Source organism: Parafrankia sp. EUN1f, assembly GCF_000177675.1.
Classification (GTDB): Bacteria; Actinomycetota; Actinomycetes; order Frankiales; family Frankiaceae; genus Parafrankia.
Genome location: NZ_ADGX01000012.1, coordinates 37773 through 61939, shown reverse-complemented (window position 1 = coordinate 61939; position 24167 = coordinate 37773). Strand labels below are relative to the sequence as shown.

General features: G+C 67.2%; 22 protein-coding genes and 1 pseudogene. 8 read left to right on the top strand and 15 right to left on the bottom strand.

Annotation, left to right across the window (positions count from 1 at the left end; genetic code table 11):
- Window positions 1–101 precede the first annotated feature (101 nt).
- Together FREUN1FDRAFT_RS05360 and FREUN1FDRAFT_RS05355 are read left to right on the top strand one after the other, a co-directional pair.
- A complete protein-coding gene (locus FREUN1FDRAFT_RS05360) occupies window positions 102–443 on the top strand; it encodes a hypothetical protein (RefSeq protein ID WP_006538950.1) in 342 nt (113 codons plus the stop codon).
- Between the two features lie 61 nt (window positions 444–504).
- On the top strand, window positions 505–954 hold the full coding sequence (locus tag FREUN1FDRAFT_RS05355) for a pyridoxamine 5'-phosphate oxidase family protein (protein WP_006538949.1): 450 nt from the start codon (window positions 505–507) through the stop codon (window positions 952–954).
- 310 nt (window positions 955–1264) lie between these two features.
- Here FREUN1FDRAFT_RS05355 and FREUN1FDRAFT_RS05350 read toward each other — a convergent pair whose 3' ends face one another.
- The gene (locus tag FREUN1FDRAFT_RS05350) at window positions 1265–2170 is read right to left on the bottom strand and encodes a TIGR03620 family F420-dependent LLM class oxidoreductase (RefSeq protein ID WP_006538947.1); all 906 of its coding nucleotides are present in this window, start codon (window positions 2168–2170) and stop codon (window positions 1265–1267) included.
- Window positions 2171–2255: 85 nt separating this feature from the next.
- Between FREUN1FDRAFT_RS05350 and FREUN1FDRAFT_RS05345 the strand changes: the two genes are divergently transcribed.
- Both FREUN1FDRAFT_RS05345 and FREUN1FDRAFT_RS43500 read left to right on the top strand, forming a co-directional pair.
- Window positions 2256–3008, top strand: a complete 753-nt coding sequence (locus FREUN1FDRAFT_RS05345) for an enoyl-CoA hydratase-related protein (RefSeq protein WP_006538946.1) — start codon at window positions 2256–2258, stop codon at window positions 3006–3008.
- On the top strand, window positions 2993–3139 hold the full coding sequence (locus FREUN1FDRAFT_RS43500; protein ID WP_006538945.1) for a hypothetical protein: 147 nt from the start codon (window positions 2993–2995) through the stop codon (window positions 3137–3139). The genes FREUN1FDRAFT_RS05345 and FREUN1FDRAFT_RS43500 overlap by 16 nt, the downstream gene beginning before the upstream one ends.
- A 61-nt stretch (window positions 3140–3200) precedes the next feature.
- Here FREUN1FDRAFT_RS43500 and FREUN1FDRAFT_RS05340 read toward each other — a convergent pair whose 3' ends face one another.
- The 3 genes from FREUN1FDRAFT_RS05340 to FREUN1FDRAFT_RS05330 all read right to left on the bottom strand — a co-directional run bounded on the left by FREUN1FDRAFT_RS05340 (window position 3201) and on the right by FREUN1FDRAFT_RS05330 (window position 6699).
- Window positions 3201–4970 carry an acyclic terpene utilization AtuA family protein gene (locus FREUN1FDRAFT_RS05340; RefSeq protein WP_006538944.1) on the bottom strand — a complete coding sequence of 590 codons (1770 nt, stop codon included), beginning with the start codon at window positions 4968–4970 and terminating at the stop codon, window positions 3201–3203.
- 49 nt (window positions 4971–5019) lie between these two features.
- A complete protein-coding gene (locus FREUN1FDRAFT_RS05335) occupies window positions 5020–5838 on the bottom strand; it encodes a mycofactocin-coupled SDR family oxidoreductase (protein ID WP_006538943.1) in 819 nt (272 codons plus the stop codon).
- Window positions 5839–5910: 72 nt separating this feature from the next.
- A complete protein-coding gene (locus FREUN1FDRAFT_RS05330; protein ID WP_157474348.1) occupies window positions 5911–6699 on the bottom strand; it encodes an enoyl-CoA hydratase/isomerase family protein in 789 nt (262 codons plus the stop codon).
- A gap of 343 nt (window positions 6700–7042) precedes the next feature.
- Between FREUN1FDRAFT_RS05330 and FREUN1FDRAFT_RS05325 the strand changes: the two genes are divergently transcribed.
- On the top strand, window positions 7043–7906 hold the full coding sequence (locus tag FREUN1FDRAFT_RS05325) for an alpha/beta hydrolase (protein WP_232295061.1): 864 nt from the start codon (window positions 7043–7045) through the stop codon (window positions 7904–7906).
- Between the two features lie 34 nt (window positions 7907–7940).
- Here FREUN1FDRAFT_RS05325 and FREUN1FDRAFT_RS05320 read toward each other — a convergent pair whose 3' ends face one another.
- The 5 genes from FREUN1FDRAFT_RS05320 to FREUN1FDRAFT_RS05300 all read right to left on the bottom strand — a co-directional run bounded on the left by FREUN1FDRAFT_RS05320 (window position 7941) and on the right by FREUN1FDRAFT_RS05300 (window position 13562).
- Entirely contained in the window at window positions 7941–8747 is an 807-nt protein-coding gene (locus FREUN1FDRAFT_RS05320; protein ID WP_006538940.1) for an MBL fold metallo-hydrolase, read from the bottom strand.
- A 25-nt stretch (window positions 8748–8772) separates the two neighbouring features.
- Entirely contained in the window at window positions 8773–10335 is a 1563-nt protein-coding gene (locus FREUN1FDRAFT_RS05315) for an AMP-binding protein (RefSeq protein WP_006538939.1), read from the bottom strand.
- Window positions 10336–10408: 73 nt separating this feature from the next.
- Complete coding sequence (locus FREUN1FDRAFT_RS05310) at window positions 10409–11503, bottom strand: phosphotransferase family protein (RefSeq protein ID WP_006538938.1); 1095 nt, start codon at window positions 11501–11503, stop codon at window positions 10409–10411.
- Complete coding sequence (locus FREUN1FDRAFT_RS05305; RefSeq protein ID WP_006538937.1) at window positions 11500–12267, bottom strand: SDR family NAD(P)-dependent oxidoreductase; 768 nt, start codon at window positions 12265–12267, stop codon at window positions 11500–11502. The genes FREUN1FDRAFT_RS05310 and FREUN1FDRAFT_RS05305 overlap by 4 nt, the downstream gene beginning before the upstream one ends.
- On the bottom strand, window positions 12264–13562 hold the full coding sequence (locus FREUN1FDRAFT_RS05300; RefSeq protein WP_006538936.1) for an acyl-CoA dehydrogenase family protein: 1299 nt from the start codon (window positions 13560–13562) through the stop codon (window positions 12264–12266). The genes FREUN1FDRAFT_RS05305 and FREUN1FDRAFT_RS05300 overlap by 4 nt, the downstream gene beginning before the upstream one ends.
- Window positions 13563–13804: 242 nt before the next feature.
- Here FREUN1FDRAFT_RS05300 and FREUN1FDRAFT_RS05295 point away from each other — a divergent pair, with 242 nt between their 5' ends.
- Window positions 13805–14443, top strand: coding sequence for a TetR/AcrR family transcriptional regulator (locus FREUN1FDRAFT_RS05295; RefSeq protein ID WP_006538935.1), 639 nt, complete (start codon window positions 13805–13807; stop codon window positions 14441–14443).
- Window positions 14440–14973, top strand: a complete 534-nt coding sequence (locus FREUN1FDRAFT_RS45890; RefSeq protein WP_006538934.1) for a transposase — start codon at window positions 14440–14442, stop codon at window positions 14971–14973. The genes FREUN1FDRAFT_RS05295 and FREUN1FDRAFT_RS45890 overlap by 4 nt, the downstream gene beginning before the upstream one ends.
- 337 nt (window positions 14974–15310) lie before the next feature.
- Here the strand turns inward: FREUN1FDRAFT_RS45890 and FREUN1FDRAFT_RS05285 are convergent, their stop codons facing one another.
- Both FREUN1FDRAFT_RS05285 and FREUN1FDRAFT_RS43495 read right to left on the bottom strand, forming a co-directional pair.
- Complete coding sequence (locus FREUN1FDRAFT_RS05285; protein ID WP_006538933.1) at window positions 15311–16843, bottom strand: GGDEF domain-containing protein; 1533 nt, start codon at window positions 16841–16843, stop codon at window positions 15311–15313.
- A 285-nt stretch (window positions 16844–17128) separates the two neighbouring features.
- Window positions 17129–17275, bottom strand: a pseudogene (locus FREUN1FDRAFT_RS43495) (IS256 family transposase); the annotation flags it as partial.
- 444 nt (window positions 17276–17719) lie between these two features.
- Here FREUN1FDRAFT_RS43495 and FREUN1FDRAFT_RS43490 point away from each other — a divergent pair.
- Entirely contained in the window at window positions 17720–18103 is a 384-nt protein-coding gene (locus FREUN1FDRAFT_RS43490) for a hypothetical protein (RefSeq protein ID WP_157474346.1), read from the top strand.
- A 174-nt stretch (window positions 18104–18277) separates the two neighbouring features.
- Here FREUN1FDRAFT_RS43490 and FREUN1FDRAFT_RS05275 read toward each other — a convergent pair whose 3' ends face one another.
- From FREUN1FDRAFT_RS05275 to FREUN1FDRAFT_RS05260, 4 genes are all read right to left on the bottom strand, one after another.
- Complete coding sequence (locus tag FREUN1FDRAFT_RS05275) at window positions 18278–19246, bottom strand: alpha/beta hydrolase (RefSeq protein ID WP_006538931.1); 969 nt, start codon at window positions 19244–19246, stop codon at window positions 18278–18280.
- A gap of 43 nt (window positions 19247–19289) precedes the next feature.
- A complete protein-coding gene (locus FREUN1FDRAFT_RS05270) occupies window positions 19290–20018 on the bottom strand; it encodes an ABC transporter ATP-binding protein (RefSeq protein WP_006538930.1) in 729 nt (242 codons plus the stop codon).
- A complete protein-coding gene (locus FREUN1FDRAFT_RS05265; RefSeq protein WP_006538929.1) occupies window positions 20015–22753 on the bottom strand; it encodes an ATP-binding cassette domain-containing protein in 2739 nt (912 codons plus the stop codon). Before FREUN1FDRAFT_RS05265 ends, FREUN1FDRAFT_RS05270 begins: the two co-directional genes overlap by 4 nt.
- Window positions 22754–22872: 119 nt before the next feature.
- Entirely contained in the window at window positions 22873–24129 is a 1257-nt protein-coding gene (locus FREUN1FDRAFT_RS05260; protein WP_006538928.1) for an ABC transporter substrate-binding protein, read from the bottom strand.
- Window positions 24130–24167 lie beyond the last annotated feature (38 nt).

The window sequence follows — 24167 nt, the reverse complement described above, 5'->3', positions numbered from 1 at the left end:
CTCCCAGAGAGTGATGGAGGGAAGCACTGCGACTTCCCCCTCGGACGAGCCATTGTAGGCTTCTGAGCGAGCGCTAGGTCAATAGCGAAGGAGAACCCAGGATGGCACGATTCCAGGTCGTGGTACTGACGAGAGCGGTCGAGGGGCGCCGCGACGAGCTCGCGAGGTGGTACGACGCTGAGCACATCCCTGACCACCTCCGGGTGCCCGGCTTCATGTCCGGCACACGCTTCACGGTGAACAAGCTCGACGCTCCCACAGATTTGCTCGACTGGGACTTCATGGCGGTCTACGAGCTCGAGACCGACGACCCGGCGGCCGTGATCGCAGAAGCCCGCCGCCGCCTAGGTACCGCGGAGATGCCGGTCAGCCCCGCCCTGGACATGTCGCAGACCATCGCCGTCCTGACCACACCCGCCTTCTCATCCACGCCCACACCTTGATCTAACGTACGCTAACTAATAGCGTGACGATCTCGTCCCACCGACACATTGGGGTTCAACCATGAGTGAGTCGCCGACGTCCCCCGTCGAGTCCACGACCGCGTCAGCCGAAGGCCTCAAGCACGGAGAGCTCTCTGGAAAAGCAGACGACCCCGTCATCTGGCTCGCCACGGTGTCGCAGGCGGGTCAGCCCTCCATCAGGCCGGTCTGGTTCGTCCTGCACGAGGGCAAGCTCGTTACTTTCAGCACCCCCAAGGCGTGGAAGGTCCGGCACGTCCAGGCCAATCCAGCGGTTTCCGTCACGTTCCATACGGACCGCGCCGCGAAGAGCGTGCTTGTGGTGACCGGTCGCGCCGAGGTCACCCTCGAGGGCACCCCGCCGTCCGCGATTCCGGCGTACTGGAAGAAGTACGAGACGGAGATGAACCACTACGGCTATACCCCGGAACGCTTCGACGAGCTGTACCCCGTGCGCATCACCATCACCCCCGACAAGTCCTGGGGCTGGTAAGCCGAAATCAACAGAGAAGGAATGCCTCCTGTTGGCCCCTCCTCGAATTCGCGGCGGATGACCTCCTGGACCACATCCGCAGGGGACTCGGGGAGGCAGGGACGACATAATGCGGCGCTTCGAGATCCGACCCGTCCTTCACCGCCCAAATGATCCTCGGCATGCTCCGCGGCGTCCTCGACCGGTACGGCCATCCGGATCCGCTCTCCGCCCACGCGATCGCAGCGAGCCGCACCCGTGCCGCCGTCCAGCTCGCCATCCACGCTGCCGCCGTCTAGCCCGCCTGTCGCACATCAGGCAGACGGCCACGTCACTCCGTGAGTGACGCCAGTGGTGCGGCGAGCTCGCGCCACTGGTACTCGGGGACTGTCCGCTTCTCCGCTGACAGAGCCTGCACCGCAACGTGGTCCGCGCCAGCGTCCAGGTGCTCCTTCACCCGCCGCACGATCGCGTCGGCGTCACCCCAAGCCACCATCGCGTCGACGAAGGCGTCCGTCCCGCCGTCCGCGAGGTCGTCGTCGGTGAAGCCCAGGAACTTCACGGCATTGGCATAGTTCGGCTGGGACAGGTACACGCTGGTGTAGCGCCGGCCGATCGCTCGCGCCCTGACCGGGTCAGTCTCCAAGACCACGGCCTGCTCAGGCGCGAGTAGCGGTCCCGACCCGAGGATCTCTCGCGCCTGAGCCGTATGCTCCGGGGTGACGAAGTACGTGTGGGCACCCTCGGTCCGCTCGCCCGCGAGACTGAGCATCTTCGGTCGTAGCGCTGCCAGCACGTACCGCGCCGGCGTCGTCGGACGCTGTGCCGTGTAGGGCGCACCCGCGATCCCATCGAGGTACTCGCGCATCGCCGTGAGCGGCTTGTCGTAGTTGTGACCGCGCAGCCCTCCGACGAGGTCGGCGTGACTCACGCCGAGGCCGATGAGCACACGCTCCGGAAACGCCTCGGTCAGCGCCTTCGTGGCGCAGGAGGCAGCCACTGCGTCGCGCGCCCACATGTTGGCGATGCCGGTAGCTCCGATCAGGTGGTCGGTAGCCGACAACAGCAGGGCGAGGTGCACGAACGGGTCTCGACCTGCGACCTCGGGGACCCAGACCGCGCCGTAACCGAGGGACTCGATCTCGGCGGCGAGCTCCTGAGCGCGGGCCGCGGGCACCGTGTCCAGCGCTCCGGTCCAGATACCGACGGGCGGCAGGGGGAATCGTGTCGTGGTCACCCAGCCACCCTAACTCTCTTGAGCTAGCGCACGCTAGACAGTAGCGTGAGCGCACTTCGTCCAGTCGAGACACAGAGGTGGCAGCATGCATCGCGTCACGACCGAGCGCCGAGGTCGCGTGCTCGTGATCCGGATGGATCGTCCCGACAAGCGGAACGCCGTCGACGCGGCGATGACCGCGGAGCTGGACGCGGCGCTCAACACTCTCGAGGACGACCCCGAGCTGTGGTGCGGAGTCCTCACGGGCGGTCCCGACATGTTCTGCGCCGGCACGGACCTCAAGGGGGGCCCCGGGACACCGACCGAGCGAGGCGGCAACTACGGCGTCGTCAAGCGCCGCCGCAGCACGCCGCTCGTCGCGGCAGTCGACGGGATCGCTCTGGGCGGCGGCTTCGAGATCGTGTTGTCCTGCGACCTCGTCGTCGCCGGCCGCTCCGCGCGGTTCGGCCTGCCGGAGGTCAGCCGGGGCGTGATCGCCAACTGTGGCGCCCTGTTCCGCGCTCAGCGTCCGCTGCCACTCAATATCGCCAAGCAGATGCTCCTGACCGGCCAGCCCTTGTCGGCGACGCGCGCACATGAGCTCGGCCTGGTCTCCGAGGTCGTCGACGACGGCACGGCACTCGAGGGAGCTCTGGTGCTTGCCGAGCAGATCTGCCGAAACTCGCCCTTCGCGGTCGGCGAGACGCTGAAGGCGGTCGAGCAGGTCGTCGGCGCCACCGACGAGGCTGGATGGGCAGCCACCGCAGAAGCCCTGTCCGCGATCCTCGCCAGCGCCGATCGCAGGGAGGGCGTCCAAGCCTTCCTCGAGAAGCGCGAGCCGCAGTGGGTCGGTCGCTGACCGCGGATCGCACCGACGCCGCTGCACGCGGCGAGGCGGTCGTCGCCGAGTCCTTCCCGACCGCCGAGACCGATCTCGACGACGTCGTCAGTGAGAACGGGATCCCGTCGCTGATCTTGCTCTCGAGTTGAATCGCCACAAAATCAGGACCAGATCCCGCTCCCACCGTCACAGCCAAGCGCGCTCGCAACCTCAGGCGAGGCCCCTCGCCGGGATGGCGACGTGCTTCGCGCGGAGGTACTCCCCCAGCGACTTCCCCTGGTGGTCGATGCGCACGTTCGGTGAAGTCTCTGTGCCGAGCAGTCCCTTCACGACGAAGTGCACGGCGTTGAGGCGCGGCAGCTCGTGGCGGATGATCCTCAGGTCGCGGGTCTCGGGCAGGAGGGCCCGGAGAGCCTCGGTGGACAGGGTCGAGCGCAGCCAGGGCCAGTCCGCTCTGTCCGTGACCCACACCCCGAGGTTGGAGTCCGACCCCTTGTCACCGGACCGGGCGTGGGCGAGCGTGCCCAGCGGCAGCTGGGCGCCGTCTGCGTCCGCCCGCGGAGGCTCCGGGTGTTCGGGCTGCGCGATCTCGTCAGGCTCGGCGTATCGCGAGGGACGCGGTGCCTCGACCACGCTCCCGTCCTCGAGGACCGCGACGTGGTCGAGGACCTCGACGTCCACCAGGCCCGGCCAGTAGCCCATTCTCGGCCACGGCGGTCCGAGCCGCTGCGCGCCTCCGTCGAGGTGTAGACCGGGGAAACTCTGGAGATAGAGGCCGAAAAGGACTCCGGCGAAGGAGCGCAGCGCCTCGCGCCGTTCGGCGATCGCCATGACCCGGATCGGGACGGTGGCTTCCCACTGGGTGGAGGGGTTCTCGACCGCGGCTCCGACGGGGCTCACGTCCAGGACATCAACCTCGCCGAGTGCGTCGTGCAGCTGGGATCGGAGCAAGGCGACCTTCGCCCCGACGTCAGGTCCGGTGCAGAAGACAGTCTGGGAGGTCTGCCATCCCGTCTGGGCGAACAGTGCGATCTTGGTGGTCCGCGGCGGTGGGGTCCCGGCCACGGGGCCGATACCGACGCGGTCCGGGCCGAGCTGGGTCAGCTCGACGGTGTCGAGGTGCACGGTCACATCCGGGTTGAGATAAATAGGGCCCTGGATCTCGTACACGAGCTGAGCGGTCACGGTGTCCACCGTGACGGTGCCGCCGTCACGGCGGTGCTTGGTGATCACGCTGCTGCCGTCGGCCGCGATCTCGGCGATGGGGAATCCTGGATGTCGGACCCCGGGCACCTTCTGGAAGCCGGAGAAGTTGCCGCCCGTCGCCTGAGCCCCGCACTCGATGACGTGACCGGCGACGACGGCACCTGCCAGGGGAGACCAGTCGTCCGGGCTCCAGCCGTGCCACCAGGCAGCGGGTCCCACGGTCAGCGACGCGTCTGTGACGCGGCCTGTCACGACGATGTCGGCGCCGTTCCGCAGAGCGGTCGCGATTCCGAAGGCTCCCAGGTAGGCGTTGGCCGCACGAGGCTCGGCCCCCCAGTCCTTGACAGGCGCGCCCGTGTCGAGATGCTCGAGCCTGTGCCCGGCGGCCTGCAGGTCGTCGATCCGGTCGAGGATCGAGTCTCCCGCGACGTGCGCCACCGTGAGGTCGAGTCCCTCCTCGCGGACGAGGGCTCGCAGTTTCTCGGCCAAGGAGGCCGGGCTCAGCCCGCCGGCGTTCGTCACCACCTTCATGCCGCGCTCCGCCACGGCGGCGAGATGGGGGCGCAGCTGCTGCACGAAGTAGGCGACGTAGGCGTGCTCGGGATTCTCACGGTAGTCGTTGGCGAGTGCCGCCATCGTGAGCTCGGCTAGGTAGTCACCCATGAGGACGTCGACCGGGTCACCTGCCATGACCTCGTCGATCGCCGAGCGACGGTCGCCGAGATAACCGGAGAAGTTGGCCACCCTGATCGGGGTCCTGCCGGTGGAGCTCATGAGCCTGCCTTTATCCGTTCGAGAGGCGTCCGCCAGGACGCCGTGGGCGTCAGAAGGCGGTGACTCCGCCGTCGATGGCCATGGCAGACGCGGTGGTCCACACAGACTCGTCCGACAACAGGTAGACCACCGCGTGCGAGATCTGCACCGGGTCCATGACGTCGCCCGGGATGAAGTGGGCGAACGTCGACAGCAGCCCCTCGTTCCCGGCGGCGATGTCGGCCATGTAAGGCATGATGTGGCGCGCCATCTCGGTGTCCACCGGTCCCGGGTGCACGGTGTTCACCCGGATGCGGTGCTTGCCCAGCTCGGCGGCGAGGGTCTTGCCCAGTCCGGTCACGCCGAACTTCGCAGCGCTGTACGGCAGGTTGAACGGGCAGCCCTTCAGGCCTCCGGCCGACGAGATCAGCACGATCGAACCGCCCTCACCGGCCTCGACCAGCAGGGGCGCCGACGCCATGACCGTGTTCCACACCCCGACAAGATTGATGTCGATGACGTCGCGGAACTGTTGCTCGGTGAACTTGTCCCAGGCAGCGTTGATCCCGATGCCCGCGTTGGCAACCACCCCGTCGAGCCGACCCAGCTGCGAGACGCCGGCCTTCACGACCTCCTGCAGCCGGCCGAGGTCTCGCACATCCGCGTGCTCGGCGACGATGCGCCGCCCGCGCGCCTCGACCAGCGCCACCGTCTCCTTGAGGTCCTCCGGCGTGGCTCCGGGGTACTGCGTGACCGTCGGGATCGACTCGCAGATGTCGACAGCGATGATGTCGGCACCCTCTTCGGCGAGGCGGACCGCGTGGGCACGGCCCATGCCTCGGGCCGCGCCCGTGATGAAGACGACCTTGCCGTCCATTCGTCCGGCCATGGCTCCTTCTCCTGTCGCTGATGCAGAGCGCCCGGTGCGCTCAGGCGAGGCTGGCTCGTGGCAGGAACTGCGTCACGCGTTACGCCCGAGGGCGCCGAGCGCCTCGAACACGACGCCCATGCGCAGCAGCTCGAGGGTCTGCTTCTTGAGCGGGTGGACCATGATCGCCCGTGTGAACCGGAGGGTGGAGTCGGATTTCTCCGCGATCTCGCGTGCGACCTCCCACGCCCTCTCCAGGACCCGCTCCTTCGGCACGACCTCCTTCACCAGTCCCCAGCTGAGTGCCTGGTCGGCCGTAATGACGTCGCCAGAGAGCATGTAGGCGCGGGCACGGTTTATGCCGAGCAACATGGTCATCCAGATGTGGCAACCGTCACCGGGGACCGTGTCCTGCAGGTGGAAGTGCGCGGAGTCCTCGAAGGAGGCGTCCTCCGAGGCGATGACGATGTCCGAGTAGAGCGGAACCTCACAGTGGCGCCGGGCCGGACCGTTCACGGCGGCGATCACCGGGACCTGAATGTCGAGCAAGGCGTTGTTCATCTCCGGCTGGTCGATGAAGCCGTCCTTCTCCCACATCTCGTACTCCTCGGCGAAGCTCATGCCGACCGAGACCGAGGTGGTCCTGCCGCCAGGAGCATCTGCGCGCGGCCCCAGGAACTCGTGACCGGTCCCGGCGATGATCACCACACGGTTGCCCCGGTCGAGCGCGATGTTGCGGAACACGCTCGTGAACTCGCGGTGAGCTGAAGCACCCCAGCGGAGCGAGTCGCCGTCCGTGTGCAGCAGGACCTCGAGGATCCCGCTCTCATCCCTGGTCAGTCTGATGAACTCGTACCTGTCCTGATAATCAGCCAGTTGCACCAACGCGCACCATCTCCTCTACAATGCCTAGCGAGCGCTAGGAAACTGGACAATACGTGCGCTCAATCACTTTGGCAAGGGCTCCTCGACGCAGCGTCGGGGTGCCGCCAGATGGCGGTCTGAGCCCGGACCCGCCCGCCGACGGTCGGGTACCACGGCAGCTGACGCCAGTTCAAGATCGTCATGCTCCCCGAGCGAGAGAGCCAACCATGCCTGAGATCGGCCCCACCTTCGCCGACACTCCTGTCCACCCCCCTTCGACCGCGAGCTCGCTGACACGCTCGCGGCTCTGCGGGAGGGGGTCCCGACCCTGACGCACGAGACCCTGCCGGCGATGCGGCGGATGATGGTCGAGGGAGTCCCCGGGGTCGAGCAGCCGGACCTGACCGCAGGAGGCGCCGTCCAGGTCACAGAGCACCGGGCCCCGGGACCCGAGGGTGCGCCCGACGTGACCCTCACCGTTCTACGTCCCCGCGCAGCGCACGGTCCTCGGCCCGCGATCTACCACGTCCACGGTGGAGGCATGGTCGCAGGCGACAGGCACAGCGGCATGCACCTGTTCCTGCCGTTCGTCGTCGACCACGGCGCGGTGGTCGTGTCCGTGGAGTACCGTCTCGCGCCCGAGCACCCCGACCCCGACCCCGTCGAGGACTGCTATGCCGGTCTGGTCTGGACCGCGGACAACGCCGCCGAGCTGGGCATCGACCCCGGACGGCTCATCATCGCCGGACCGAGTGCCGGCGGCGGACTCGCTGCCGGCACTGCCCTGATCGCCCGGGACCGGGGCTATCCGAAACTCAGCCACCAGGTGCTGGTATGCCCCATGCTCGACGACCGCTTCGAGAACCCGAGCAGCCGGATGCTCGACGGCGAGGGCATGTGGGACCGTAACGACAACCTCTTCGGCTGGACAGCGCTCCTCGGTGACCGCCGCGGCGGGCCGGACGTGTCGCCGTACGCCGCCCCGGCGCGCGCCGCGGACCTGTCCGGCCTGCCTCGTACCTACATCGACACCGGCTCGGCGGACTCGTTCCGCGACGAAGCACTCATCTATGCCCAGCGCCTCTCGCAGGCCGGCGTCAGTGTCGACTTCCACATGTGGGGCGGCGGCTTCCACGGTTTCGACATCACCGGCGCCGACGCGGCCCTCGCCCGCGCCTCGGTCACGACGCGGGCGGACTTCATCCGTCGAGCGCTGGAGACCTGATCCCTGGCCGCCGGTCGAGTCGCCCACCGATCTGTCAACGGGTCACGGAGCACCACTGCCGCCGACCCGCGCCGTCACGGACGACTCGGCCTGGCGCGCCGCCCGGGAAGTGTGCGCCGAACAGGAGGGCTCCGCTGCGCTCGGCTTCGTCCGCCACGGTCTCGCGAGATCGAGCCGCGCCGGCGTGGTCCAGGTCCGCGTGGCTACTCCAACCGCCCTCGACCAGCAGGACCGGGTGGTAGGCCGTGTCGCCGAGAAGCACGACCGGCCCGTCCGAGGTCTCGACGTCGACGGTGCAGTTGCCCGGCGTGTGTCCGGCCAGGAGCCGCATGGCCACGGCGTCAGCGATCTCGGTCCGCGAACCTGAGGCGATCTCCACCAGGTCCGAGACCTTGCCGAGGATGTCCCACACTCCGTCGGTCCCGGCGCCAGACGCCGGTCCAGAGCGGATCCAGTCCCAATCCGCCGCGTGGACGTGGTGGCGGGCGTACTCGAACAAGGGCTGACCCTGTGGTGCGAGCCATCCGACGTGGTCGATGTGCACGTGGGTCACGACGACGTCCGTGACCTCCTCGGTAGTGACGCCGAGCGTTCCGAGGTTGTCGAGGAGCTGAGCGCTGGGATCGATACCGGCCGGCGCCTCGGGTCCCAGGCCCGCGTCGACGAGGATCGTCCGATCGGCCGAGCGCAGCAGGTAGCCACCCATCGGCATCACCCAGCCACCCTCGAACCACGAGGACGCGTGCCAGTCGTGGGCTGCCGACGCCGGTGGCACGAGGATCATGTTCGGTTCGACGCGGGCCTCCGCGTCCAGGACGGGATCGATGCGTGGGACGGCCATGGGCGCTCCTCGGATGTGCGGTCGGTCAGATCCGGCCGGCGGCGTCGGCCCAGTACTTGTCGCGCAGCTGACGCTTGTACAGCTTCCCGGTCGCGAGGCGCGGGAGCTTGTCCTCGAAGTCGATGGACCGGGGACACTTGTGCCTCGCCAGGTGCTCCTGACAGAACTGGATCAGCTCCGCCTCGAGCTCGGGACCGGGAGTGCTCCCGGGCATCAGCTCCACAGCCGCCTTGACCTCCTCGCCCAGGTCCGGGTGCGGGATGCCGAACACGGCGGCGTCTGCGACCTTGGGGTGGGTGATGAGCAGGTTCTCCGTCTCCTGCGGATAGGTGTTCACCCCACCCGATATGATCATGAAGGTCGCGCGGTCGGTGAGGTAGAGGAAGCCGTCCTCGTCGAGGTAGCCCACGTCTCCGACGGTGCACATCCGTCCGTCGGGCGAGAGGGCCTCCTGGCTCCGCTCGTGGTCGTTGAAGTACCGCACGGGCCTGTCGGTCACGAACCACAACGTTCCCGGCATTCCGGCAGGCACCTCGTTCAGCAGGTCGTCACAGACCCTCAGGTCACCGGAGACGACGCGCCCCACGGTACCTCGGTGCGCGAGCCACTCCTCTGAGTTGCACGCCGCGAAGCCCATCGCCTCGGTGGCGCCGTAGTACTCCACGAGGATCGGGCCCCACCATTCGATCATCTGTTCTTTGATGGGCACCGGGCATGGTGCCGCCGAGTGCACGGCAACCTCCAGTGACGAGACGTCGAAGGACAGCCGGACCTCGTCGGGCAGCTTCAGCATCCGGACGAACATCGTCGGCACCAGCTGCGAGTGCGTCACGCGGTAACGCTCGACGAGCCGGAGGTACTCCGTGGCGTCGAACCGCTCCATGATGATCGCCGTGCCGCCCGTCCGGATGGTCAGGCCGACCGAGCCCTGGGGCGCGGAATGGTAGAGCGGAGCAGGCGAGAGGTAGGTGACTCCCTCCCGGAACCCCCACAGCGACGCGAGGAACTCCTGTGGCGAGAGCATGGTCTCCGGAGGGACCTCCGGCAGGTCGTAGAGAATGCCCTTGGGACGACCCGTGGTGCCTGAGGAGTAGAGCATCACGCGGCCGCGCCGCTCGTCGGAGACCGGGGTGCCCGGCTGCGTCGCGGTGGTCTCGAGGAAGTCGAGGAAGCCGTGTCGGTCGGACGGCGACAGCGAACCTTCCTCGTCGACGACGAGGAGCAGCTCGACTGCCGGCACCTGTGCCGCGGCAGCTGCTGCCGCGGGCAACGTCGACGCCGAGGCGATGAGGGCCTTGGACTCGCTGTTCTCGAGGATGTAGGCGAGCTCGTCCGCAGTCAGGTGGGAGTTCGCGGCCGTGACGTATAAACCCGTCCGCTCCCCGGCGCCACAGGACTCGAGGTACCTCGCGTTGTTCTCCATGAAGACCGTGTAGTGGTCGCGGAACCCGAGCCCGGCGTTGCGCAGAACGTGAGCGAGTCGGTTGGTCCGCGCCTCGTACTCGGCGTACGTCACAGCCTCGCCCGTCGATGCCATGATGAAGCACGGTTGGTCAGCGCGCTCAACGGCGTACTTGCCCGGATACATCTGTCTCATCCTCCTCGTCCCGCGCAGTTGTCCGCCCGGGAGCTCTGCGGTCAGCGGCGGTCGCTGGATCCGTTCACAGAGTCCGCAGGGTGCCTCGCGCGTCATCACTGCTCGGGAGCGGCGCTGCCGTCTCTCCTGTTGCCAGCCTTAGTCCCTGTTCGACCAACGTCACTGCGGCAGTGTGCAGCTTGGCTCCGATGTCGGCCGGCGCACGACCGGCCGCGGCCCGCGCGTGGCTGCCCTCCAGCAGGATGGCGAGTCGGTAACAGGCGAGGGCCTGGTACCAGCTGATCTCCGAGAGGTCCCGGTCCGTGCCGGTCGCGTAGCGCTCCAGGATGGCCGCGGGGCCCGGTAGCCCGGGCAGCGGTGCGGCCGGCGGGATACGCCCGGGACCGCCCGGGCCGGGCCACGTGGCCAGCAGGTGACCGAGGTCCAGCAGCGGGTCTCCGATGGTGGCGAGCTCCCAGTCCAGAACGGCGGCCACCTCGGGCGCGGACCGGCTGAACAGCACGTTACCCAGGTGAAAGTCACCGTGGATCACTCCCGGCCGCCAGCGACGGGGCACCCGCTCCTCGAGCCAGCGACCCAGAGCGGTGACGTCGCCGAGTTGGTCAGGACCGGGCCAGGCATCGAACTCGCCGTAGGAGTCGAGCTGACGTCGCCACCGCGCGACCTGACGCTCGAGCCATCCCTCGGCTCTCCCAAGATGCGCGATGCCGGCTGCCACCGGGTCCACCCGTCCCAACGCTGCCAGCGCGTCTACGAACGACAGGCCCATCCGCAGCTGGAGCTCAGGGTCTTCCCGGAACCGTTGGGGCACCTCCGACATGGCGTTGTAACCGTCCACCGCCTCCATGACGAAGAAGCAGCAGCCGAAGACGTCCAAGTCCTCGCAGAGGGCGACGAGCCGAGGGTGCGGGACCACCGAGCCGGTGAGCCCGGCGAGGATCGAGGCCTCTCGCACCATGGTGGCGTCGCTGTTGGGGCGCGGGTGCCCGGGCGGCATCCGCAGCACGTAGTCATGGCCGTCCCGGCTGAAGCGCACCAACAGGTTCTGGGTGCCGCCAGCCAGCACCGTCAGTCCGCTCACTGGGCCGGAACCGACGCCCTGAAGGTTCAGCCAGCTCGTGAGCTTCGCGACGACGACGCGCGGAGGGCTGTAGATCACTGCGCCGTCCGTCCGCCATCGACCGCCAGGATGGCGCCCGTGGTGAAGCTGGACGCCTCGCTGGCGAGGAACAGCGCCGCGCCGACGATCTCGTGTGGTCGTCCGGCTCGTTGCAGTGGGTAGCGAGCCAACTTCTTCTCGGTAGCCTCCATATCCCAGTGCGTGCTGACGTCGGTCAGGAAGGCGCCAGGCATGATGGCGTTGACACGGACGGTAGGGCCGAGCGCCTGCGCGAATCCCTGGGTCAAGGCGTGGAGTCCAGCCTTGGCAGCGGCGTAGGGCAGCTCAGTTGTGCCCGGCCTCCATGCCGCGATGCTGCTGATGTTGATGATCGATCCGCCGCCATCGGCCACCATGCGTGCCCCGGCTAGTGCGGTCAGCCGGAACGGGCCCTTGAGGTTCACCCCGATGACCTTGTCGAACAGTTCCTCCGAGACTGTGTCGAGACTGGGGTAGAGCGGCGACAACCCCGCATTGTTGACCAGCACATCCAGGCGTCCGAACTCGTCGTACACCCGATCCACGAGCCCGCCCTGCGCCGCCCAGTCAGCGACGTGCGACGCCACGGCGATGGCGCGACGCCCGGTGCGCTCACGGACCTCAGCGGCGACCTTCTCGCATGCCTCCAGCTTGCGGGACGTGACGACCACGTCGGCGCCCGCCTCGGCGAAGGCGACGATCATCTCCCGTCCCAGACCGCGGCTACCCCCCGTCACCAGCGCGACCTTGCCGTCGAGACCGAAGCCCTGGAACGATCCGGTCACAGCGCGGCCGCCTCGCGCTCGAGGCGCTCGGCGAGGATCCGCCGGGCAGCCGCACGACGGGTCGGAATGTGCTCAGTCGGGAAGAGACCGTCGGCCGGCTTGACATCTCGCAGGAGCTGCTTGGCTACGGTCATCTGGTGGATCTCCGTCGGCCCGTCCGCCAGGGACATCGACTCCGCACTGATGAGCATGGAGGAGAAGGGCATCTCGTTGGAGAGACCGAGCGCGCCGTGCAGGTGCATGGACCGACGTACGACGTCGTAGTAGACCCCCGGCATCGCCGCCTTGACTGCGGCGATGTCCTTCCGGACGCGCTGGTAGTCCTGGTGCTTGTCGATCAACCAGGCGGTGCGCAGGACGAACAGGCGGAACTGCTCGAGCTGGATCCAGCTCTCAGCGATCATCTGCTGGGTGAGCTGCTGGCTTCCGAGAGTCCCTGCTCGAACGTGACGCGAGACCGCCCGCTCGAGCATCATGTCCAGGGCTCGGCGGACCTGGGCGATCGTGCGCATGGCGTGATGGATGCGCCCCCCGCCCAGCCGCGCCTGCGCGATCTCGAAAGCAGCACCCTCCTTGCCGAGGACGTGATCCGACGGGACTCGGACCTGGTCATAGGAGACGTAGGCGTGGCTCGCTGTCTCCTCGCTCTCGGTGCCCAAACCGACGTTACGAATGATGCGCAGCCCCGGAGTGTCCGCAGGCACGATGAACATGGACATGCCACCGCGGGTCCCGAGTGCGGTGTCGGTGACCGCCATGACGATGTAGAAGCTGGCGTAGCGGGCGAACGAGGAGAACCACTTCTCCCCTGAGATGACCCACTCGTCACCGTCGCGGACCGCGGTCGTGGTGAAGAGACTGGGGTCGGAGCCGGCATGCGGCTCGGTCATCGAGTAGCAGGACCCGATTTCGCCAGCAAGGAGCTTGGTCAGGTAACGGTCCTTCTGCTCAGGCGTGCCGTAGCGAGCCAGGATCTCAGCATTGCCCGAGTCAGGCGCCTGACAGCCGAAGATCGAGGGAGCCCATCGCGAGCGACCGAGGATCTCGTTCAGCAGCGCTAGCTTGACCTGGCCGTAGCCCTCCCCACCGAGCTCGGGCTCGAGGTGGCAGGCCCATAGCTTCGCGTCCTTGACCCGCTGCTGGAGCGGGCGGACGATCCGCATGGCCCGCTCATCACCCTTGTCATACGGATCACCCAGCACGAAGTCCAGGGGCTCCACCTCACTACGGACGAACTCGTCGGCCCAGTCGAGCTTGTGCTGAAACTCGGGATCGGTGTCGAAGTCCCAACTCATGACACACCAGCCCTTGCTCGTCGATGATGGACGGCCCGCACAGCAACCCCTGTCGGTCCACGTGGAACGCCGACGCACCGCTGCAGTATTTCTAGCGCTCGCTATGCTGCCATTCGTCCCGCAGCCCCGTCAACCACGCGCAGAGTGATCGGCGGCCGATAAGGTTAGCCTAGGCCTAACGTTCGCTAGCACAGGCTCTCGCGGACACCAAGCATCGTGACCCGACGAGGACATGGCACCGGATGACAACTCAGCCAGAGCAGCGAGCACCCTTCGACTGGCAGTCCTACGAGGACCTCGAACTGCACCCGATCCTGTCGGCCGCACTCGCGGCGTTCTACGAGCACGGCTACCACGGGACGACGGTGCGCGACATAGCCGGTCGAGTCGGACTCACGATGCCGGCGCTCTACTACCACTACGGCAGCAAGGAGGGTATGCTCCTCGCTCTGCTGGACATCGGCATGGACGACCTCCTCGCTCACATCGAGGGTGGCCAAGAAGCAGCGGGTGACGACCCGCTCACCCAACTGGAGAACTTTGTCAGCGCCTTGTGCCTGCACAACATCAGGCGCCAGAACTTCGCCAGAGTCCACGCCGAATCGAGGTTCCTCGGGCCTGATCGCCGCAAGGACTACTTCAAGAAGCGCGACGAGGTGTTCAGCACACTCCTGGGGATCTTGGAACGAGGCAACCGGGCTGGAAGGTTCGCCCTGGAAGAGCCGCACACCATGGCCTTGGCCATTCTCGGCATGGTGAACGGCATCGTCGAGTGGTTCAGACCAGCCGGCGCCTGGACGCCGGACGACATCGCCGAGCGATACACGGGCCTCGCGTTGCGGCTCGCGGATGTCCGTGCGGGACGCAAGCGACCACAATGAACCTACGCACCATTCCCTGCAGAACCGACGGAGACGCGGCGCAGCGCGTCCGTGAGCGTGTCCGACGCCTCGCGCGCGAGAGAGACCGATCCCCGGGCAGCTCAGCCTGCTTCGAGATCGGTACCGCCTGGCGCGCGAAGAACCCTGCTCCTCGACCTGCTCGCGCTCTCCCCGACCCGCACAGGCCTGGCGACCCGACCCGCACAGGCCTGGCGACCTGCCGCACCGACATCGACAGGGCCCTGACCAGGTTCTTCGAGTTCTGCGCGACCGTCGGTGCGACCGTCCCCGAACTCGTCACCCTCGCCGAAACGATCTCCGGCTGGCGGGTCGAGATCACAGGCGCGATCCTCCACGGCCTGTCCAACGCCGCGGCGGGGGGTGTGAACCGCCAGGCGAAGCTCGTCTACCGGGTCGCCTTCGGCCTACGCAACGTCGCCAACCAGCAACGCCACGCCCGCTACACCGCATCCCGTTCCACCCGCCCCAATTGGCAACCCTCTGCAACCACCCACCCGCAGGCGGCGTAATCAACCGAACATAGAATCCGGCCAACTGCGAAGAGCCACATTCGCATAATCAAACTGCGGCAGAAAATCTCCGGCTGTCCTCGCACCCTCACCAGCGCCCACCAGTTCTGCGCGATCCGAAGCTACCTGTCCACCACCTAACCCAAGATTAAAGCGGTACCTGACCAGTTACGGTTACCGGACCCCGCAACAGGCCCACGACGACTACCAGGAACGCCAGAAAGCCTCCTGATCACCCCGGAACAGTTATTTGGAAGGCCGTTCGGAGAGATCGGAGCACATCAGGTGGACCTGATGCGTCGAATCCGCCCGGAGATTCATGCTCTCCGACCACTCGTCAGCTACTCATACTGTCGTCGTACAGGAGAAAGCGTCCTCCTCCCTGCCGCTTGGCGGCATACATCGCGATGTCAGCCGCGTGGAGAAGGTCTTCCGGGTCGAGGAGCTCTGGGCCGGACAACGCGACGCCGACACTGGCGGTCACCGCGGATGCGCCGCCAGATCTGGCAAGCGCGAGCGCCTCGGCCGCACGACCGGCGATCTGCTCGACCGATCCAATCGACGCGACGTCCACGCAGAGCACCGCGAACTCGTCACCCGCGAACCGCGCCACGACGTCACCGGGCCGGGTAGTTCGCCGCAGCCGGCTCGCGACCTCACAGAGCAGATCGTCGCCCGCACGATGGCCCAGCGTGTCGTTCACCGCCTTGAAGCCATCGAGATCGATGAACAGCACAGCCACCGCGCCGCCTCCTCGCTGCGATTGAAGAAGCGCCCGGCCAACATTCTTCAGAAAGGAGGTTCGGTTCGGCAGACCGGTCAGAGCATCGTGCAGGGAGCTGTGCCGCGCGGAGGCTGCACGGTCGCGCTCCGCCTCACGGGTGCGGGCCAGCATCAGACCAAACGAGATCTGCCCCGCGATCGCCTCGACGAAATCCCGGTAGTCCTCATCCAGCGCGATCAGGTCGCTGACCCCTGCGATGAACAGGCCGATGGGCGCCGAGCTCTCACGGTTCCGCAACGCCACCGCGACCGCGGTCGTCGGCGCGGGCGAACCGCCGGCCAGACGGATAGAATCCCACCCCGGAAGCTGCTGGATCACGCGCCCTCGCCCCGTCGACACCGCATCGACGATGTCAGGCAGGACACCGCAGCGGTGAAGCTCGGCGAGGAAACTGCGCCTCGCCTGTCGCCCGCCCAGCCCACCTGTGGTGACTGACTGCGGCGCCGACAGCAACGGATATCTCTCCCAGAGAAAGACGACAGAAAATGGAATGTCTGCCGGATATTTCTCCAACACGGCGGTGGCATGGGTGCCCACCGACCGCTGCGTACGAAGCCCGGCAAGGGACGCGGTCAGCTCCCGCTGACAGGCGAGACGTCTGGCTCGAATCACCTCCTGGGTCGTCTCCTGGTAGGTCGACAGGAGTCCCGCGATCCGCCCGTAGTCAGATATGTTCCGTATGGGGCTGAACGAGAAAGTGAAGTACGTTTCCGCAAGGTAGCCACGCCGCTTGATCAGCAGGCGCTTGTTCACCGACCAGGTGGACCCGCCCCCTGACATCACCTGCGCGGACAAGGGGCCCACCTCGTCCCAGGCCTCAGGCCAGAGCGACTTGAAAGGCCTTCCCATCGCGTCCGGGTGCTTGTCGCCGAGATCCGGTATACATGCATCGTTGTAAATATAGGCGAGCTCCGAGCCCCACATGACTATCATCGGGAAGCGGGACTCCAAGCACATAAACAGTGCTGTGCACAGGCTTGTTCCCCATCCACCGGGCGGGCCGAGAGCTGTGGACTCCCAGTCGCTCTTGGCCGCTATCGCCCGGCCCGCCGCACCACCGGCGGCGAGCAGCGCGTCGATCTTCACACGCCCCCCGCGCGCATCACGGCCGGCGGACGCCGCACGACCGATACCCTCAGCGCCGAACGCGCCCGTCGCCCGCGGTGTTTCCGCAGGAATCCGAGACCGTGCCGTCGCCTACCACCTCATCCGCTCTCGCCAACACTGACCCGCCGCACGACGCAGGAAAGTGCTGGTGTGCGCCTTCCGCTGCTGCTCCCCAACTCCTGCAGGACTTCCCCCGTGCAGCTTCAACAAACCCGTATACTATCGACGGTTCTGTCCCGTTCTCGGTGTTTCCGGCAGTTTGGTCTAGTAGGTCTCGGCCGATGGCCAGCGGTCACTGAACTTGATCGAGAACGCGTCGATCACGGGCTTCCAGCGGACGGTTCACCGAGCACGGCCGGTCCCGGTCGGGTCGAGGCTGCGGGTCACAAGATATAGACACTTCAACGCGGAGTGGATGCAACGGGTCAACGCAACAGCTTGATCAGCAAGGTGTTGCGTGGGTACTGGTGGTCGGCCGGCGATCCTGATGTCTGTCCAGCGTGAGTTCTGGGCTGGGGTGCGGTCGGGGATGGTGGTCGCTGAGGCGGCGGGTTTGGTCGGAGTGTCGGTCACCGTCGCTTGGTGGTGGTTCCGGCAGGTTGGCGGGGTGATGCCCGAGCCTTTCCCGACCGGCGAGACCTCGCCTGACGTGCGTCGTCTTCCTTCCAGGAACGTGAAGAGATCAGTTGCCGGCGGGCGGCAGGTGAGGGAGTGCGTGATCGCGCGTGGGCTGGGGCGTTCGCCGTTGACGGTGAGCCGGGAGCTGCGGCGCGGGACTGTTCGGCGGAAGTCGGGATATCGGGCCTCGGTGGCTCAGGCCCTGGCGGATCAGCGTGCCCGGCGACGAAGGTGAGGGTGCTCGCGCTGGACGAGCGGCTTCGCGACCATGTGCAGAATCGGTTGGACGCCAAGGACAGCTTTGAGCAGGTCAGTAGGCGGCTCGTCGTTCTGTTTCCCGATGACCCGCACATGCGTGTGAGCCACGAGACGATCTACCGCAGCCTCTACATGCCCGGCCGCGGTGGCCTGCGCCGGGAGTTGGTTCAGCGCCTGCGCACTGGCCGGACCCTGCGCAAGACCCGACGGACCACAGAACGAGAGGGCGCCTCGCTGGCATGGTCGGCATCGCGCAGCGACCGTCCGAGGTCTTGGACCGCGCCGTGCCGGGACATTGGGAAGGCGACCTCATCACCGGTGCGGAGAACCGGTCCGCGATCGGCACGCTCGTGGAGCGTTTGACTGGCTACGTCATGCTCCTGCATCTACCGAACAACCATGGGGCCGACGACGTCGAGGCGGCAACGGTCGACGTGATGAGCCGGTCGCCACTCACGCTGCGCCGCACTGACCTGGGACCAGGGCCAGGAGATGGCCAATCACGCTGCCACCGCGGGCTGCCACCGATACTCACAATCACTCTCGTATGATTCGTCGGACGAACTCGTCGCGAGTCCGCATTGATGCTTGTGCGACTGCGGTGTTCTGGGCAGCCAGGTCGAACCCGTGGAATGCCCCACCCCAGATGTGCAGGTCGACCAGGACGCCGGCCTGGGACAGCTTTAATGCGAAATCGAGCACCTCGTCCCGGAAGCTGTCGACGGATCCGCAGGAGAGGTATGTGCGCGGTAGTCCCGACAGTTCCTCCGCGCGCGCGGGCGCGGCATAGTAGCTGACGTCTCGCCCGCCACGCCGCTCTCCCAGCAGAGCATTCCAGCCGAAGATGTTGTCGTGCTGGTCCCACGGCCCATCGTTATCGAGCATCCGACTGCTGTGGGTTTGCAACCGGTCGTCGAGCATGGGACAGTCCAGAATCTGGTGACTGACTGCCGGGAACCCGCGGTCGCGAGCCATGAGCACGGCTCCGGCCGCCAGCCCGCCGCCGGCGCTCGCGCCGACCACCATGAGCCGGCTGCCGTCGACGCCGAGGTCTCCGGCAGCCTTGCCCATCCAGGTCAGCGCTGCGTAGCAGTCCTCCACAGGCGCGGGATCGGGGTGCTCGGGCGCGAGCCGGTACTCCACAGTCACGATGACCGCATGGCCCTCGACGACGTAGGGCAGGTAGGTATCTACGCCGAACATCCGCGTGCCCATCACCATGCCGCCGCCGTGGACGTGCAAGATCCCAAGCAGGTCGGGCGGCGCGTCCCGCGGCCTCAGCACGGTCACGACCAGCTCGGTCCCGTCAGGTCTCACAATGGCGAGGTCCTCGACGACGACGGACCCGCCGACGGTGTAGTCCATCGGCTCCTGGCCAGGGACACCTTCGCTGGTGAGCGCGCGTAACTGTGTGAGCGTGTCTGGCCCTAGCCGGGGGAAGAGCCGCGAGTACGCTAGTACCACCGGCTCAAGCTCGGGGTCGAACGGCGGGCGAGAGGGGGTCATCAGGCAGCTCCTGAGATGGCGGGATGGGCGGGCAGGCTGGGCGTCAGGCACGTCCCTGCTTCAGATAGCTCTCCATGACGCTGTCGGCGTCCAGCTCCGAGGCACGTCCGCCGAAGCTGAGCGTCCCGCGGTCCAAGATGTAGGCGAACTCGGACATCGCCAGCGCTTGGGAGACGTACTGCTCAACCATGAGGAGCGCGGCACCGGAGCTCGACAGGATCCTGAGCGCGTCGAAGATCTGCTCGACGATGCGCGGCGCCAGGCCCATCGACACCTCGTCGAGCAGGATGAGGCTGGGCGAGGCCAGTCGTGCCCGCGCCAGCGCCAGGATCTGCTGCTCCCCGCCCGACATGCGGCCAGCCGGGCTGTTCAGGCGCCGCCGCAGCACGGGGAACAGTTCGAGGGCCTCCTCGTAGGAGCGCGACCTCGCACGGGGCGGAATCTGCAACCGCAGGTTGTCCTTGACCGTCAGGTTCGGGAAGACGCCCTTGCCCTCCGGGATGAGACACAGACCTGCTGCCGCGCGGCGGGTCGGTGACAGCTTGGCGGTGTCCTGGCCGTTGAACGTCACCGACCCTGCCGTCGGCCGCAGCAGTCCACTCACCATGCGGAGCAGCGTGGTCTTGCCCGCGCCGTTGGGTCCGAGCAGTGCTGTGATGGATCCGGCGGGCACGTCGAGACTGATGCCGTGCAGCACCTGGGTGCCGCGATACCCACCGCGGAGATCACGGATCTCCAGGGCGTTGTCCGTGCGTGTCCGCATGGTGGTCATGAGGGCTCTCCTGATCCGAGTTCGACGAGCGGGCGGCTGTCGTCCTCGACCACGAGGCTTGAGTCGGTCTCACCGAGGTATACCGACCGCACGACGGGTGAGGTCGCGACCTCGCGAGGTGTACCGGTGAAGATGGGCTTCCCGAAGTCGATGACGTAGATGTTCTGGCAGATTGACAGGACCAGGGACATGTCGTGCTCGACGAGGAGGACGCCGACGTTCCGCTCCCGCACTACCCGTCGGAGGATGTCGCCGAAGACCTTGGTCTCGGCCTGATCCAGACCCGAGGACGGCTCGTCCAGTAGGAGGATCCTGAAATCGCCGGCCAGACACCTGGCCAGCTCCACCAGGCGGCGCTGCCCGGTCGACAGGGACGCGACATGGGCCGAACGGAGGTCCCCGAGCCCGCAGAGCTCCAGGGCGTGCTCGGTCGCGACCTCCATCCGTCGACGCTCGCTCCGCCTGCTGAGGATGTGGCGGACGGGGTTCGCGCCCGCCATGGCGCCCTCGGCGCCGAAGGCGACGTTCTGGGCAACGGTCAACGAGTCGAAGAGCTGCATCCGCTGGAAGGTCCGCCCAAGGCCCTGACGAGCACGGCCGGCCACGCTGAGTTTGGAGAGACCACGATCGTCCATGCTGATCTCGCCCGAGGCGGCGCTGATCAGTCCCGAACAGGCGTTGAACATCGTCGTCTTGCCCGCGCCGTTGGGCCCGATCAGACCGATGATCTGTCCGGTCGGGACCTCGATGCTCACGCCGTCGACGGCGACGACCCCGCCGTAGGTCACGCGCACGTCCTGAGCGCGAAAGACTCCGCCCGGGGCCCGGACCTGCTCCAGGAGCGCCTCACGCTCATCCGCAGTGACTGGTTCCTGCACCCGTGCCTTCCGCCTGGCCAGACGGTCGATCGCCGACTGCAGCCTGGAGTTGTCAACCTCCTGGGTGGCGGTCAGTCCGTAGAGCACAGCGCCGATGCCGAAGACCAGGGTGAAGATGTTGGTCACCGATTCGGACTGGAAGTACGCGGGGATGACCGCCAGCGGGAGACCGGCGAGAAGCGCGTCCCAGGGGGTCCTGCCCACCAGGATGATGACGAGGGCGAAGTACTGGAGGGACAGGAGCGGCGGGAAGTCGCCGATGGATGCGCTTCCGAGGTTCGCGCTCCACAACGCGCCGCCGATGGCAGCGAGGAAAGCCGAGAGACAGAACACCAGGACCCGTGTGATGTTCACCGTCGTGCCTGAGGTCTCGAGTGCTGACGGCGAGTCGGCCATACCTCCGAGGAGCCGACCGAGGCGTCCGCGGGAGATACCGACCACCATCAGGGCGCACGCGAGGGTGATGCCCAGGACCAGGTAGTAGAAAGGCTTGTCGTCGCCCAGTCCACCGGCGGTCGGCCTCCCCACGGTGACACCTCCGGGCTGGGTGCCGAAGAACCAGTCCTGTGTGTAAAACATGCTCTGCACGAGCACACCGAACCCGAACGTGGCCAGCGCGAGGTAGATGCCTCCGAGACGGATCGCGGGGATCGCCAGGACCGCGCCCACCGGCACGGCGACCAGGCCACTCAGGAGGAGCGCCAGGCCCCAGGGCAGGCCTTGGCCCTGCGTCAGGTGCGAGAGCCCCGCAGCTCCGATCGCCATGAACGTGACGTGGCAGAGAGAGACCTGACCTGACATCCGCACGAGCAAGGTCAGCGAGAGGAACACGGTCGTGAGAGCCAGGCCCGAGGTCCAGTGGATCAGGCTGAAGCCCACGAAACCGGGCACCGCCAGGAGCAGGACCAGGACAACCGCGGCCAGGCTGAGCTGGAAGCGGGCAGGGGCACGCCAACTCGGGTGGCTTCGCGGGATCACCTGTGGACGAGCCACGAGCTTCCGCTTCGGGAAGGCGATCAGGACCGCGAACAGCACGATGAACGGGATGGCGCCTGCCAGGCCGGCAAGGGGTCCGCTCGTGAACCACTTCGTGCAGAGCGCGGCCAGCACTCCGATGCCCAGCCCGCCGACGAAGGTGATCGGCATGCTTCGGAACATCCCGATGGCGGCGGCGCCGAAGGCCGAGACGACCAGCAGCGTCAGTCGGGTGGGGTCGAGGGGAACGAGCGGTGCGAGGAGGACCCCCGACCCGGCCGCGAGGGTCGACCCGATGATCCAGGCGAGGCGGCGGGTGGTCACCGGGTTGGTCCCGGCCAGCGCCAGGAGCTCGGGGTCGTCGACGACCGCGAGCGTCGCGATCCCGCGACGGGCGTAGCGCAGGTAGAGGCTCAGGACGAGGACGGCCACAGCCGTCACGACGAAGGTCACGATGTTGGCATAGGACAGGAAGGCGCCGAAGACCTCGACCGTGCCGTCGGGGAAGTACTCCGGAACGACCCGGGGCATGATGCTCCCGTAGTGCAGCAGTGCTGCGGCCTGCACGATGAGGAGCAGGCCGACCGTGGCGGCCACCTGGACCGCGAGCGTCGCGCCCTGGATCCGTCGCGCGATGAGCTCGAGGAAGAGGCCCAAGAGCGGCCCGAGCACCAGCACTGCCAAGGCGGCCGCCCAGACCGGGGACCACCCGTGCAGCACGGTTGTGTCGTAGAAGAGGTACGCCGCCACTGTGGCCAGGGCACCGTGGGCGAAGTTGAAGATGCCCGATGTCCGATAGGTCAGGACCAGGCCGACTCCGGCCAGTCCGTAGACCGCACCGGTCGACAGACCGATGAAGATAAACGGAAGTAACGTCGACATGGTTCTCCTGGAGGTGCGCCTGTGTGGAGGTGGTTCGTGGCGAGGGCGGGCGTCCGGCGGGACGGGACGCACGGTTCGCGCGGGTCATGCCGATGACGGCATGACCCGCGCGACGGTCGTCAGCTCTTGGTGATGGCGTCGAGCACGGACTGCGGGACACAGATCGGCTTGTCACCGCCGGTGAGCTTGCCGCTGTCGATCGTGGACTCGAAGTAGCACGGTGTGCGCCAGAACGTGCCCTTCTCGTAGGTGGTCGGAGCGGTGAGTCCGCCGAGCGTCTCGTCCTTCAGGGAGTACAGACCGTTGAAGACGTCCGCGGGCTTCGAGGTCGGTCCGACGCCGCCGGCCTCGGCAGCGGCCTTGAACATCTCTCCTGCCGCCCAGGTGGTCTCGTACTGCGGGGTGAACTCGGGGTTCGTGAAGGCGTCCTTGGCGTACGTGGTCATCGCCTCGGTGAAGGCCTTCGCGCCGGGCAACGACGTGCCCTGGTAGTTCGCCAGCGAGCTCCACAGCTTCGCGCCCTGCAGGCTGAAGTCGTTGAGCACGGTCTGCGTGGCGATGAAGGCGCCTCCGATCAGCGGCGGCTCGAACCCCTGGGAGGCACACTGGCCGGCCACCTTGGACACGCCGGCACCGTTCGAACCGATCTGCAGCCCGTCCACTCCTGCTTCCTTGGCTGCCAGGCACTGCGCGATGTAGTCCGGCTGGCTGAGGGAGATGGGGGTGCTGAAGTAGCCGACGCCCAGCTGCTCCGTGGTGGCCTTGGCAAGAGCGTCAGGCTGATCACAGCCCGGGTCGCAGAACATGTAGCCGTACTTCTTCGCGCCGAGTCGCTTGGCGATGTCGACCGACGCGACGGCGGCCGTCCACTGGTCGGCTCCGGTCGTGAACAGGTTCGGGAAGGAGTAGGGGCCAAAGGCGAAGTCGAATCCGATGAGCGGGATGTCGGCTGCCTTGAGGTAGTCCGCGGCACTCGGCATGACGGTGGCCATCAGGATCGCGGGCACCTTGTCCTGCTCCACGAGCTTCTTGGCGTTCTGCAGCGTCTTGGCCGGGTTCCCTGCGTCGTCGAGGAGGGTCACCCTGACGGGGTGGCCGTTGATGCCGCCGTTGTCATTGGTGTGGCTGACCCACGCGTCGATCACCTCGGGGACCAGGCTGAAGGCGCCACCGGTGAAGGCGGCGGTGCAGGAGCATAAGGCCCCCACGACGATCGGGTCGCCCTTCAACCCGCCGTCACTCGTGCCGGATCCCGAGCGGCTGCCGGCGTCACCGCCGTCACTGCTCGGCCCACAGGCAGTGACCGCGAGCATGAGCAGGGCCAGGAGAAGTGTGAGCTTCGGGGCGAACCGCCGAGGCCGATGTCTGGGTTGCACGTTACTCCTTGTGTCGGGTTTCTTGCGGGAGTTGCGAG